Genomic DNA, 13,204 nt, shown 5'->3' on the forward strand with positions numbered 1-13,204 from the left:
ATGTCGAGTTAGCTTCCTGATTCTCTTCGTGATCAATTGAGGACTTTTTGAACAACCTCTTAAAGTTACCTCTGGTTATGTCGGTAGGTAGCGATGGCGGAGAGGAGGGCGTCGACGGTGGCTTCCTCGGGTTCGAGGGCCACCTCCAGGCCAGCCTCGCGAGCGGTGGCCGCCGTTACGGGACCGATGCAGGCTGCCGTAATGCCGGCCAGCAATTCCGCGGGCGCTTCCACTCCCTGCTGCCGCAGCCGCTCTAGCAGATTGGTAACGGTAGAGGAACTGGTAAAGGTGATGACATCAATCTCCTTGTCCATTAGCTGCCTCAGCACTTCATCGTCTTCTCCGGTCTGTGCTAGAACTGTCTCGTAGACCGGCAGCGCGACCGCGTCTACCCCTGCCCGGCCAAGCTCCTGCGGGAGCACGTCCCGAGCCAGATCACCTCGGGGCAGAAGCGCCCGTTGTCCAGGCTCCACCAGCTCAGCGAGCTGCGCTGCCAGTCCCTCCGCCTGGTAGGTCTGGGGCAGTTCGTCCGCAATCAGGCCATATTGGAGCAAAGCCTTGGCTGTGCCCGGGCCTACCGCCGCCAGTCTGGCGCGGTGAAAACGCCGGATATCTACGCGCAGCTCTCGCAGCCAACGGAAGAAGTAATCCACACCATTGGAGCTGGTAAAGATCAGCCAGTCAAAACTATCAGCCGCTTGCACGGCCTCTTGAACAGCCGCTGACGCTGCGGTATTGGCGCGCATTTCAATGACCGGATACTCAACCGGTTCACCGCCCAGCTCTTCAATCTGTTCTGCCAGACGGCTCGCCTGGGCCCGTGCTCGCGTGACCAGTATTCTCGTCCCGAACAATGGTTTGCGTTCGTACCACATCAACTGCTCCCGCTGTCTGACTACCTCGCCTACCACAATAACAGCTGGCGGCTGAAAATTCGCTGCCAGAACCTGCGATTCTATCGTTTCGAGCGTCCCGACCAGCGTCTGCTGCTCCGCCCGTGTCCCCCACCTGATCAGTGCGACAGGCGTGGATGCGGGCTTGCCATGACGGATCAGTTGTTCGCTGATATAGCCGATCTTGGAGACGCCCATGAGAAAGACGAGTGTCCCCGTAGCCAGCGTTACCTTGTCCCAATGGATGGAACGGTCCAACTTGTCCGGGCTTTCATGTCCCGTAATGATCGACATCGAGGATGCCAGGTCGCGATGCGTAACCGGAATGCCAGCATAGGCTGGTACAGCAATCGCCGAAGTGATGCCAGGCACGATTTCAAAAGGAATGCCGTGCTCCCGCAGCAGACCCGCTTCTTCGCCGACCCGTCCGAAAATTGTAGGATCTCCGCCCTTGAGACGGGTTACGATTTTGCCCTGAAGCGCCAGGTCAACGAGCAGTTGGTTGATCTCCTCCTGCTTCATCGTATGACGGTCCGGCAATTTGCCTACGTACACTCGCTCCGCACCCGGCTTCAAGTGCTTCAAGAGACGCGGACTAGCCAAGCGATCATAGACCACAACATCGCAAGCCTCAATGCATTGAAGGCCGCGTACAGTAATCAGCTTCGGATCGCCGGGACCCGCGCCAACCAAATAGACGATTCCATTTTCCACCGTCTCAGCCCCTCACTTCTGCCAATATCTGCTCCGCGCCTTTGGCCTGCAGAGCCGCGGCGACTGCCAGTCCGAGAGCCAATGGCTCTTCGCCGGTAGCCGTGTGCCGCAGCATCGTTTCCCCGTCCGGTGATCCGACCATCCCGGTCAGTTCGATGGTGCCCGAGCTGCTCAAGGTTGCGTGCGCTCCGATAGGCACCTGGCAGCCACCATTAAGGGCGCCCAGGAAGCTTCGTTCCGCCTGTACGGCACGATCCGTCTCGGGATCATTGTACAAGGCCAGCAGCTCACGAACCTCCGTGTCGGATGCGCGGCATTCAATGCCGAGCGCACCCTGGCCAACTGCCGGTATGCATACGTCTGCTGGAAGAATGCTCGTTATCCGGTCGGTCCAGCCCATACGCTGTAGTCCGGCAGTTGCCAGCACAATGGCATCAAACCCTTCGGTCTGCAGCTTGCGAATACGCGAGTCAATATTCCCTCGGATCCATTTTACCTCTAGGTCCGGACGGGCATGCAACAGCTGGCAAGAACGGCGCAGGCTGCTTGTACCAATGACCGCACCTGCCGGGAGATCCTCCAGCAACTGGCCATCCCGCGTGATCAGACAGTCTCTAGGATCGACACGCTTGGGCGTTGCCCCGTTCATCAGGCCTTCGGGCAGCTCGTAGGGCATGTCCTTCATGCTGTGGACGGCCATATCGATTACGCCATCAATAAGCGCTTGCTCGATTTCCTTTACGAACAAACCTTTGCCGCCCACTTTGGACAGTGTCACATCGACGATCTGGTCGCCCTTCGTTACAATCTTATGCAGCTCAAAGGTATACCCCAGGCCATGAGCATCACTTAACTCCTGAAGCGCGTCAATGACGTGGCCGGTCTGGGTTAGCGCCAGAGAACTTTGTCTTGTGCCTACAATAATTTTTCTTTTGTGCTCATTCACGATATGTACCTTCCTCTCTAGGGTTGGCTGAGACTGATAAGAAGCTCGCGCCACCTGTCCTCGCTTTGTTCCGGTTGCCAGGCTGTCTCCGGCAGCTCCAGAGCCCGTCCCAGCATTTCCCGACGGGTCTGCGGGGGCTTATCCAACGCATGAATTCGCCGTCTTAGTTCGCCAAGCCAAGCCGTAAGGCATTCATACTCAGGACCATACTGCTGCTCCAATTCCCCTCGAATACGTGCGGCAAGCATCGGGCTAGCGCCCGAGGCGGAAACGGTTAGAACCAGTTCCCCACGGCGGACGATGGCAGGCGTCACAAATGAACTCGATTCCGGACGATCCGCAGCGCTATGCAAAATATCCAGACGTTGCGCCTCCATGATCACTTGCCGGTTGACCTCAGGCTTGTCCGTAGCAGCAAATACCAACATGGCATCCGCCAAATCACCTTCCTGATAGGGTCTGTTGGAATACGTAATAGCTCCGGCGACCGCCAGTCTGGATAGCTCCTCTGTCAGCTCAGGACTGATGACGCTCACTTGGGCTCCCGCAGCAAGCAATCCTGATACTTTTCGCTCAGCCACATTGCCGCCACCCACCACGACACAGCGTCTTCCCTCTACCTGCAGCATTACGGGATACAACCTGGCCATAGCCTAGGCCTCCTCACTGCCTCAGGTCCAATCATGAAATTGTGAGGCCGAATTCAAAAACAAGTTGATGAGCAACAACCCGAATGAAATCAGGTTCCATTTTGCCGTGCTGACTCCAGAATGACGCAGCACATTGCGGCGAATCAGATAGAAAATATAAAACCCAAGTCCCAGAACGGACGTAAAGACCTTCCAATCAAGCAGCATGGCCGTCTGTCCTTCGACAATGATGGAGGCTATGGCGACAGCCAGCGACAAAATGAGCAGCGGCGTGCCAATCAATGCGGTCCGGTAGATGCTACGTTCAATGACTTCCAGGGAAGGCAGGCGCCTCATCGAGGCCGACCATTTGCGGCCTTTGAGCTTGCCATGCAAGAACAGATACATGCCTGCAAATATGGCACCAATCGTCAAAATAGCATAAGCGCATGTAATGAGCGTGATATGAATATAGAGTAGTTCAATTGCTCGCTCCCAGGATTGCAATCCAATCACGGCAGCCGGACGACTGAAGAGGTTAACCGCAAGCAGAACGAAGCCGATAAGATTGACAAAAAAAACGAGAAACTCGACACGAAAAAAACGGCTCATCATTAACGAAATAGTTATTAATAGCCAAGAGAACAAAAACAAATATTCAAACAAGGATACCGTCGACATATCTCTGTGGGTCGTAAGTCGATATACGAGAAAACAAGTCTGCAATACCCATACGAAAATAAGCAGCCCTGTTCCCATCCGCTTAGCTCTCCGGCTTGCATCTGCAAGATCGGAGAAGTAAAACAGTAGGCTCAGGGCGTACACATAAATCATCATATCATACAAATAATTGTTGAACACTATTCATGCGCCTCCCGAACGATCCGGACCTAAGGCGTGACGACAGCCAGCCCAGAGGCCGAGGCGCTGCCTTTGTCTTGCGCCTTTGCCCGTAGCTGCTTCATCTCGGCAGCCGCATCAAGCTCGGCTTGACGCTCGGCAGCTGCAGCTTGAGCCAACGGCTCCTCCAGAGCAAAGAGCTTGACAAACATGTCCATCGACTGGGCGGCATGCTTCTCACCGGCCATCTCTTTGACGCGGAGAATCGGATCCTGGAGCAGTTGATTAACGATGCTCTTGGTCAGCTTACGAATCACCTTCAACTCCCGTTCATCAAGATCAGGAAGCTTGTTGACGAGGCTCTCCATCGTGTCTTCATGTATCGTTGCAGCTTTGGTCTGCAAGGAACGGATAAGTGGAATCACACCCAGCGTCTTATACCATTGCCGGAATGCATCCATTTCAATCAGAATCATGGTCTCAATCTTCGCTGCTTCGGTACGACGCAGTTCCAGATTACTCTCCACAATGCCTTCCAGGTCGTCGATATCATACAAATAGACACCGCCAACCTCAGCAATTGCAGGATCCAAATCACGAGGCACAGCAATATCAATCATAAACAAGGGACGAGACGGCCGGCGCTGCATCGCAGCCTCAACCTGGTCCCGGGTCAATACGTACCCGTCAGAACCTGTCGAGCTAATGATGATGTCTGCCTCATGCAACCGTCGCACCGCATCTTCCATAGATAGAGGCACGCCATTGAACTTGTCCGCCAATTGCACGGCGCGATCATACGTCCGGTTAACCACCAGCACTTCATCTGCCCCGTTAGCGTAAAGATGCTTCGCTGTCAGCTCACTCATCTTGCCCGCACCGACAATCATAACGGTCTTATGATGAAATTGGCCAAAAATGCGTTTGCCGAGCTCGACTGCGGCATAGCTTACCGAAACGGCTGCTTCACCGATCGACGTCTCCGAATGCGCCCGCTTGGCCAATGTAATCGACTGCTTGAACAACATATTGAACAGCGTTCCCGTCGTCTTCTGTTCCTGAGCGAGGAGGAAGGCGTTGCGGATCTGTCCAAGAATCTGTGTCTCGCCAATAATCATGGAATCCAATCCGCATGTCACATGCATCAGGTGCTCGATCGCCTGATCATCCTCATACATGTAGAGGTGATTGGTGAATTGCTCGCGCGGAAGCTCGAACCACTGCTCCATAAAGGAGCGGATATGATGTCCACATAGCTGATGACGGTCCACGACCGCATAAATCTCCGTTCGATTGCAAGTCGCTACAATGACACATTCCATAATACTGTTCGTCTGCTTCAGCTTGCGCAGCGCTTCCGGCAAATCGCGCTCTGCGAACGTAAACTTCTCCCTGACTTCTACCGGAGAAGTCTTATAATTCAGACCAACCACTACAATGTGCACTGCGCAATCACCTGCCTTATAATCATTCTAAAGTAAGTATAGCATAGTTCGACAAAGCTAACGTCCGCATTTATGAAGAAAGTATGAAAACTCTACCTTCTATTGTAAACGATCCTAAGAATCTTATACCCCCATTTGAAATGAACCGATTCACTCGAATACTAACGTAGATCCTGATAGTAACAAAACAGCCATGGAGCGAGCTCCATGGCTTGTGGGTAATAGCCGGGTTAGACCAGCTCAGCTTGCTTCAATTGCGGTTCTTCCACCTGCAGTTCACCAAGGCCGCGAATAAGTTTCTTGGCGTGGGTGGATGTCGGCTTCAGTACAGTCAGCATGTAATCAATCGCCAACTGCGGATCAACGGTTTCGCCACAGGTATAGCAATCAAGCGCGGCGAATCCTCTTTCGGGATACGTATGGATGGACAGATGGCTTTCCGACAGCATGACCAATACCGTTGCCCCTTGGGGCTCAAATTGCTGGGCTTGCACAGACAGTACGGTAGCGCCGCATGCTTCAGCAGCCTCCACCATGTGGGCTTCTAACAGTTCCGAGCTGTTCAGGATATCGAAATCTACACCCCAAGTATCAACAGCTACGTGTCTTCCGAAAGTTGAGTATTCCATCTTTCGGTTCCCCCTTCCTAGGAATAAAATGTTTGAAAAATTTCATCCGCTAGGACCTACGTCATTCACTACCCGAGGGAGTTATCTCTCGCAACATACCATGTCCTGAGTGAATCCTGGTTCCTAATATTCATTTCAACGAGAATAAAAATAACATCTATCACGAAGAATTGCAACCTATTTTTCGAAATTTAACAAAAAAGAATTTCGAAGCGGTTCTAAACCGGAAAAACTGGGGTTTTTCTCAGCCGTATCCAATCTATGATCGTCAGGCAGCCGAGGTGCTTTACAAAATAAAAAAACTGTCCCGGACTCGCCACGCAGGCAAGTACCGGGACAGTTGGTCGTCAGGTCAGGCTTCCAGAACAAACAGCTTACGGGTCAATTCAGCCAACCGGATATCGATCGAGTGGATCTCTTCCGGCGACGCACTCTGATTCCGCAAATCCAGAAGCTCGTTAATCGCATTCTGCGCCATCGCAATCTCCTGCTCCACAAGCCGACTGTTGAATTGCTTCTCCAATTGGCCCAATGTATCCTTCCACTCAAAGATCAGTCGCGATTGTCCCTTGGACTGCTCCATGATTTTCTTGACGGCACCTTGTGTATAATGGTAAACCATCGTATACGTTGGATAAATGCGATGCACAACGGCATCACCTTTGAACATAGAAACGGCTTTGCGCATGGCATTGGTCAATTTCGGTTTGAGCAAGCGGCACGTAAGCACACCAACGTAAAGATCCTTTTGGCGCTCAAAGGTCAGATGCACTTCCTCACCGCCAGCAACGTCCTCCAGCACCAGCTCCTGGTTTCCGCCCTCGAGTACTCGCACACCCAATCTCACATGTTGATCACCAAAAAAGCGAATGAAGCGATTCATTTCATCACTTGTCAATTGCAGACGGCCTTTAACATATTCCGTGGCTAACCGCTGAGCCATAAAAATCTCCTCAATTCTTTAGTCTTGCACAGTTTATTACAATCTGCCTAACTATATTATACGTGATCCCATAGCAATATGCCTGCCTGGGAGCCGCTGAATTCCCGCATATTTCAGAATAATCGGGTATAATCCACGATAAGTCCAGCGTTTTAGGATGTATCCTCGGTTTTCGGCCATTAGATTAACACCTTACAACCTTATTCTTCAATTGCCTGCAGGATTACCTCCCACAGCTCCTCTCTTCCCTTACCCGTTTCTGACGAAAATAAAACCACCTGCTCCGAAGCATCCATTTGCAGCGTTTCACGTACCACTTTCAGATGCTTATCCCAGCGGCTCCGGGGAATTTTATCTGCCTTGGTCGTAACAATACAAATAGGGATGCCAAAATGCTTCAGCCAAGCGTACATTTGCTGATCATCCTTGCTGGGGGGATGGCGCAAATCGATCATCTGCAGCACAAGCTTAAGTGGTTCACGCTGCTTCAAAAACGTTTCAATCATGACGCCCCAGGCTTGTCTTTCGGTTTTGGAAACCTTTGCATACCCGTATCCCGGAAAATCAACAAAATAGAGTTGATCGTTCACGCGATAATAGTTCAACTGTTGGGTTTTACCTGGCTGCGAGCTGGTGCGCGCCAGATTCTTGCGTAGAATCAGCTTGTTAATGAGTGATGACTTCCCCACGTTGGAACGCCCTGCCAGAGCAATCTCTGGCAAGGCGTCCTCGGGGTACTGGTGCGGTTTAACCGCACTGATAACAAATTCAGCTTGCGTAATTTTCATTGTGTATCCCCTGCTTTCCTAGTGCACATCCATTGGTACTTCTGCAAGTGCGTGCTGCAGCACTTCATCCATATGAGCCACCGGCACGAACTCCAGATCAGCCCGGATACTTTCCGGGATATCCCGGAGATCCCGCTCATTGTCTTTTGGCATTAGCACTTTGCGGATACCCGCTCGGTGGGCTGCCAGCGACTTCTCCTTCAGTCCGCCGATGGGCAATACTCTGCCGCGCAGCGTAATCTCGCCTGTCATTGCTACTTCACGATTGACATAGCGGTTCGTAAGAGCAGAGATGAGCGCTGTGGCGATCGTAATGCCAGCCGAAGGTCCGTCCTTGGGAATCGCTCCTTCGGGGATATGGATGTGAATATCATTCTTCTCATGGAAATCATGGTCGATTTGCAGCGCGTCAGCCTTGGAGCGTGTATAGCTGAAGGCTGCCTGCGCGGATTCCTTCATGACGTCTCCAAGCTGACCTGTAAGGGTCAGTTTGCCGCTGCCGGGCATTACGGTTACTTCAATAACCAGCGTATCGCCACCGACCTCCGTCCACGCAAGACCTGTCACTGCACCTATCTGGTTCTCTACTTCAGCCATGCCGTATCGGAATTTGGCCGGACCGAGCCAATCCTTCAGCCTCGCTTCATCCACGAGGATTGGACCAGCCTCTGGCTCAGTAACCAGCTCCTTCGCCGCTTTGCGACAGAGAGCCGCCGCCTGCTGCTCCAAATTCCGTACGCCAGCTTCCCGCGTATACTCCCGGATGAGGCGCAAGGTTGTCTGCTCGTCAATAATCAGCTGCTCTTCCTCCAGTCCGTGCTCCCGCTTCTGCTTGGGCAGCAGGTAGCGCTGGGCTATCTGTTGCTTCTCCAGCTCGGTATAACCCGGAATATAGAGCACCTCCATGCGATCGAGGAGCGGACGAGGAATATTGTGCATCGCATTGGCTGTCGTGACGAACATAACGTTGGACAAATCGAAGGGCACCTCGACGAAATGGTCGCTAAAGGTACTATTCTGCTCAGGGTCCAGCACCTCCAACAAAGCAGAGGCCGGATCCCCCCGGAAATCCATAGCCATCTTGTCAATCTCATCGAGCAAGAAGACAGGGTTAACGGTGCCTGCCGTCTTCATGCCTTGGATGATGCGACCCGGCATGGCACCTACGTAGGTACGGCGATGCCCGCGAATCTCAGCTTCGTCACGAACCCCGCCAAGCGAGATACGGACAAATTTGCGCCCCAGAGACTTTGCAATCGAACGCGCCATAGAGGTCTTACCCACACCAGGAGGACCGACAAGGCACAGGATGGGGCCCTTCAGCTTGCGAACCAGCTTTTGTACCGCCAGGTACTCCAGCACCCGCTCCTTCGGTTTGTCGAGGCCGTAATGATCCTCGTTCAGAATTTCTTCAGCACTCTTAATATCGAGATGATCTTCGGTTTGATGAGTCCATGGCAACGCGAGCAGCCAATCGATATAATTGCGGATAACGCCGCCTTCAGCTGAAGTGGAAGGCATCTTCTCCAGCCGGTCGATTTCTTTCTCTACCTTCTCCTGGACCTTCTCCGGGACGCCCGCAGACTGGAGCTGATTGCGCAGCTCTTCCACTTCTCCGGCGCGTCCTTCTTTGTCGCCAAGCTCTTTCTGAATCGCCTTCATTTGTTCACGCAGATAATATTCCTTTTGGGTTTTCTCCATCTGCTTCTTCACGCGCTGGCTGATCTTGCGCTCCAGCTCCAGAACTTCCCGCTCGTTGTTAAGGATGTCCAGCAGACGCTCCAGGCGGGCGGTTACATCAACTGTCTCCAGGATGTCCTGCTTGTCTTTGATCTTGAGCGACAGATGACTGGTGATCACATCTGCCAGACGCCCTGGCTCTTCGATATCCGACACTGCGGCGAGCGTCTCGGGTGTGACTTTTTTAGAGAGATTGATATAATGCTCGAACTGCGTTAATACGGACCGCATCAAGGCATCGATCTCCGGATCAGCCGATTCTTCCTCCGGCAGCTCCTTGACATTCACCTCATAGAATTCATCATTGTCGGCATAGTCGACAATCTCCGCGCGTACCACGCCCTCCACCAGCACCCGAATTGTCCCGTTCGGCAGCTTCAGCATCTGCCGTACCCGAGCAATCGTACCTACTCTGTAGATATCATCCGTTGTGGGCTCCTCTATGTTCACTTCAGACTGTGAGCATAACAGAATCATATGATCATCGATCATTGCCCGCTCGAGGGCACGAACCGACTTCTCCCGGCCTACATCGAGATGGAGCACCATGCTGGGATACACGAGCAGCCCCCTGAGCGGCAACAGGGGCAGCTTCCGACCTTTTACTTTGCCAGGTCCCATACCAGCACCTCCCTAGATTTGAGTCTTCCGCTATTTTATCACTCCGAGGATTCCGCCTGCAAATAAGAAACGCCTGCGCCCATAAATCCATCATGGACGACCGCTGCGGAATCTGCCTCCACTTGCTCGGATTGCACCTGTGGCAGTGCTTGTTTCAACACCTCTTCTATCGTATCCACAGGAATAACTCGCAATCCTTTGAGGTCACTAAAAATTGCCTGCCAATTGTCTCTTGGTATAATAACCGTATCGGCTCCCGCTTGAAACGCGGCTTCTACCTTCGCCAGCACGCCGCCAACAGGCTTCACATTGCCGTGGATGCCGATTTCACCTGTCATGGCAATCTTGTTGTCCACCGGCTCGCCACTGATCGCAGAGGCGATGGCTACCGCCATAGCAATCCCAGCCGAAGGTCCGTCAATCGGCGTCCCCCCCGGAAAATTAATGTGCAAATCAAAATTGTGTGGCTGCCAGCCTACTCTCCTCAGAACCGTCAGCACATTTTCCACAGAGCCCTTCGCCATACTTTTACGCCGCAAGGTCCGGGAACCGCCCCCGCCGATTTCTTCTTCATCCACTACACCGGTGATCGTATAGCTTCCCTTGCCTTCTCTTACCGGGATGGCACTTACTTCGATCTCCAGCAGCGTGCCCATGTTTGGTCCGTAGACGGCCAATCCATTCACAAACCCTACCTGTGGCGCAGCCGGCACCTTGCGATCCGGTCTTGGCGGGATTTGACTGCTGTTGACTACCCATTCCATATCCGAGACCTCGATGTCATCACGCTTTTCCGATAGAGCTAGACCCGCTGCCAATTGGACGACATTTACGGCCTCACGACCATTTGTTGCGTATTTCTTGACCACTTCGATTGCTTCAGGGCAGGGCCGGAAACCGATTTTGCGAACCGCGTTGGTCGCAATCAGCCCAATTTCTTCAGCCAACAGGGGCCGAAAATAGATTTCCATGCAGCGCGAACGGATCGCGGGCGGAATATCCTGCGGCGAACGGGTAGTTGCACCGACCAGACGGAAATCCGCTGGCAGCCCGTTCTGGAAAATATCATGAATGTAATTGGGAATATTGACGTCCTCAGAGTTGTAATATGCACTCTCCAAAAACACCTTCCTGTCCTCCAGCACCTTCAGCAGCTTGTTCATCTGAACCGGATGCAACTCGCCGATTTCATCAATAAAGAGAATGCCCCCATGAGCCTTGGTCACAGCTCCTGGCTTAGGCTGCGGAATGCCCGCCACTCCCATGGCGCCTGCTCCTTGGTAAATGGGATCATGGACCGATCCGATTAGGGGGTCAGCGATGCCCCGTTCATCAAACCTTGCCGTCGTAGCATCAATCTCGGTAAATTTAGCCTCATTCAAAAATGGCGAGGCTTGATTTTTTTTGGCCTCCTCCAGCACAACACGTGCCGCTGCCGTCTTGCCGACGCCAGGAGGACCATAAATGATCACGTGCTGCGGATTAGCACTGCATAATGCAGCCTTGAGCGCCCGCAAGCCGTCTACCTGGCCAATAATATCCTGCATGGCCTGCGGCCGCGTCTTCTCGGCCAGCGGTTTGGTTAACGAAATGGACCGAAGCTTGCGCAGCTTATCCATTTCTTTGCGCGACTCACGGTCAACTGCACTACGGTTGGTCTTCTGGTTGCGCAACAGATTCCAAAAGTAGAGACCAATCACAATGGCAAAAAACACCTGTACCAGCATTAACACCAAATTTAAGCTCATCGTTTCTCCGCACCTCCGGTTATCGCCGACTTTCCTAAGAACGCAAAAAATCGGCAGAAAGGACTAATACTTGGTAGTATTGCCTCCTGCCGACCGTAATAATCGTAACCTTGGAAAAAGCGTGCGAGGAATCGATAATAGCTATTGCAGTTGCGCATGCTTGCGACCAGGGATTTCTCCTGTCGCCTCAAAAACACGCACAATTTCGTCGATTTCTTTCTTCAATTCAGACAATAGATCCGCTTCAGGTACTTTGCGAATCATCTCGCCGTAGCGGAACAACATCCCTTCGCCACGGGCGCCAGCAATACCGATGTCCGCCTCGCGGGCTTCACCGGGACCATTAACCGCGCAACCCAGGACAGAAACCTTGATCGGTACCTTGATGTTCGAAATATACTCCTCCACCTCATTGGCGATGGCGAACAGATCGATGTCGAGGCGGCCACAGGTCGGACAGGATACAAGTGTGGCTGCATTTGAGATCAATCCATAAATCTTGAGCAGCTCACGTGCTACCTTGACCTCTTCTACTGGATCGGCACTTAGACTGATTCTCACGGTATTGCCGATGCCCATAGCTAGCAAGGCACCAATTCCTGCTGAACTCTTGATTGTTCCGGAGTAGAGCGTGCCCGCCTCCGTAATACCCAAGTGGAGCGGATACTTGATCTGCGTGGCAGCCAGCCGGTACGCTTCAATTGCCATAGGCACGTCAGATGCCTTGAGCGAAACGATAATATCGTGAAAATCCAACTCTTCCAGAATTCCAATATGGAACAGTGCGCTTTCTACCATCGCCTCGGCCGTTGGATAGCCGTACTTTTCCAGCAAGTGGTTTTCCAAGGAACCAGCATTAACGCCAATCCGGATTGGAATGCCCTTGGCCTTGCAAGCCTTGACCACAGCTTCGATCTTCTCACGCCGACCAATATTACCAGGATTGATCCGGACTTTGTCGATGCCATTTTCAATAGCCTCAAGCGCGAGCCTGTAATCAAAATGAATATCAGCTACCAATGGAATATGAATGCGTTTCTTGATTTCCTTAATAGCGGCTGCCGCTTCCTTGTTGTTGACGGTGACACGTACGATCTGACAGCCCGCTTCTTCGAGCCTCAGGATCTCGGCTACCGTAGCCTCCACATCCGCGGTCTTGGTTGTACACATGCTTTGTATGAGGACCTCATTGTTGCCGCCGATCGTCAGATCGCCAACTCGAACCGGTACTGTATCCGTACGCATGAACATCTCTGATCTCTCCCATC

11 protein-coding genes are annotated in these 13,204 nt (G+C 52.6%); all 11 read right to left on the reverse strand.

Annotated elements, in window-relative coordinates:
* Nucleotides 1-65: 65 nt before the first annotated feature.
* Nucleotides 66-1,607, reverse strand: a complete 1,542-nt coding sequence (gene cobA / locus F556_RS0105410; protein ID WP_020615891.1) for a uroporphyrinogen-III C-methyltransferase — start codon at nucleotides 1,605-1,607, stop codon at nucleotides 66-68.
* Between the two features lie 4 nt (nucleotides 1,608-1,611).
* On the reverse strand, nucleotides 1,612-2,553 hold the full coding sequence (gene hemC / locus F556_RS0105415) for a hydroxymethylbilane synthase (RefSeq protein WP_020615892.1): 942 nt from the start codon (nucleotides 2,551-2,553) through the stop codon (nucleotides 1,612-1,614).
* A gap of 17 nt (nucleotides 2,554-2,570) precedes the next feature.
* A complete protein-coding gene (locus F556_RS0105420) occupies nucleotides 2,571-3,203 on the reverse strand; it encodes a precorrin-2 dehydrogenase/sirohydrochlorin ferrochelatase family protein (RefSeq protein ID WP_020615893.1) in 633 nt (210 codons plus the stop codon).
* A gap of 21 nt (nucleotides 3,204-3,224) precedes the next feature.
* Nucleotides 3,225-4,043, reverse strand: a complete 819-nt coding sequence (locus F556_RS0105425; protein WP_020615894.1) for a cytochrome c biogenesis protein CcsA — start codon at nucleotides 4,041-4,043, stop codon at nucleotides 3,225-3,227.
* A 29-nt stretch (nucleotides 4,044-4,072) separates the two neighbouring features.
* Nucleotides 4,073-5,467, reverse strand: a complete 1,395-nt coding sequence (gene hemA / locus F556_RS0105430) for a glutamyl-tRNA reductase (protein ID WP_020615895.1) — start codon at nucleotides 5,465-5,467, stop codon at nucleotides 4,073-4,075.
* Nucleotides 5,468-5,697: 230 nt separating this feature from the next.
* Entirely contained in the window at nucleotides 5,698-6,096 is a 399-nt protein-coding gene (gene speD / locus F556_RS0105435; RefSeq protein ID WP_020615896.1) for an adenosylmethionine decarboxylase, read from the reverse strand.
* Nucleotides 6,097-6,448: 352 nt separating this feature from the next.
* Entirely contained in the window at nucleotides 6,449-7,039 is a 591-nt protein-coding gene (locus F556_RS0105440; RefSeq protein WP_020615897.1) for a hypothetical protein, read from the reverse strand.
* A gap of 200 nt (nucleotides 7,040-7,239) precedes the next feature.
* The gene (gene yihA, locus F556_RS0105445; RefSeq protein ID WP_020615898.1) at nucleotides 7,240-7,827 is read right to left on the reverse strand and encodes a ribosome biogenesis GTP-binding protein YihA/YsxC; all 588 of its coding nucleotides are present in this window, start codon (nucleotides 7,825-7,827) and stop codon (nucleotides 7,240-7,242) included.
* Nucleotides 7,828-7,845: 18 nt separating this feature from the next.
* Nucleotides 7,846-10,188 (reverse strand): endopeptidase La, encoded by a 2,343-nt coding sequence (gene lon, locus F556_RS0105450; RefSeq protein ID WP_020615899.1) that lies wholly within the window; start codon nucleotides 10,186-10,188, stop codon nucleotides 7,846-7,848.
* A gap of 38 nt (nucleotides 10,189-10,226) precedes the next feature.
* The gene (gene lonB, locus F556_RS0105455) at nucleotides 10,227-11,936 is read right to left on the reverse strand and encodes an ATP-dependent protease LonB (protein WP_020615900.1); all 1,710 of its coding nucleotides are present in this window, start codon (nucleotides 11,934-11,936) and stop codon (nucleotides 10,227-10,229) included.
* Between the two features lie 141 nt (nucleotides 11,937-12,077).
* Nucleotides 12,078-13,187, reverse strand: a complete 1,110-nt coding sequence (ispG, locus tag F556_RS0105460) for a flavodoxin-dependent (E)-4-hydroxy-3-methylbut-2-enyl-diphosphate synthase (RefSeq protein ID WP_026297126.1) — start codon at nucleotides 13,185-13,187, stop codon at nucleotides 12,078-12,080.
* Between the last annotated feature and the right edge of the window lie 17 nt (nucleotides 13,188-13,204).

This window comes from Paenibacillus daejeonensis DSM 15491 (genome assembly GCF_000378385.1).
Lineage (GTDB): Bacteria > Bacillota > Bacilli > Paenibacillales > Paenibacillaceae > Paenibacillus_D > Paenibacillus_D daejeonensis.

Excerpts from the sequence above, each read along its gene's own strand:
- F556_RS0105420 (WP_020615893.1), bottom strand. The coding sequence starts at position 3,203 with ATGGCCAGGTTGTATCCCGTAATGCTGCAGGTAGAGGGAAGACGCTGT.
- speD (WP_020615896.1), bottom strand. The coding sequence starts at position 6,096 with ATGGAATACTCAACTTTCGGAAGACACGTAGCTGTTGATACTTGGGGT.
- F556_RS0105440 (WP_020615897.1), bottom strand. The coding sequence starts at position 7,039 with ATGGCTCAGCGGTTAGCCACGGAATATGTTAAAGGCCGTCTGCAATTG.
- yihA (WP_020615898.1), bottom strand. The coding sequence starts at position 7,827 with ATGAAAATTACGCAAGCTGAATTTGTTATCAGTGCGGTTAAACCGCAC.
- lon (WP_020615899.1), bottom strand. The coding sequence starts at position 10,188 with ATGGGACCTGGCAAAGTAAAAGGTCGGAAGCTGCCCCTGTTGCCGCTC.
- lonB (WP_020615900.1), bottom strand. The coding sequence starts at position 11,936 with ATGAGCTTAAATTTGGTGTTAATGCTGGTACAGGTGTTTTTTGCCATT.
- ispG (WP_026297126.1), bottom strand. The coding sequence starts at position 13,187 with ATGTTCATGCGTACGGATACAGTACCGGTTCGAGTTGGCGATCTGACG.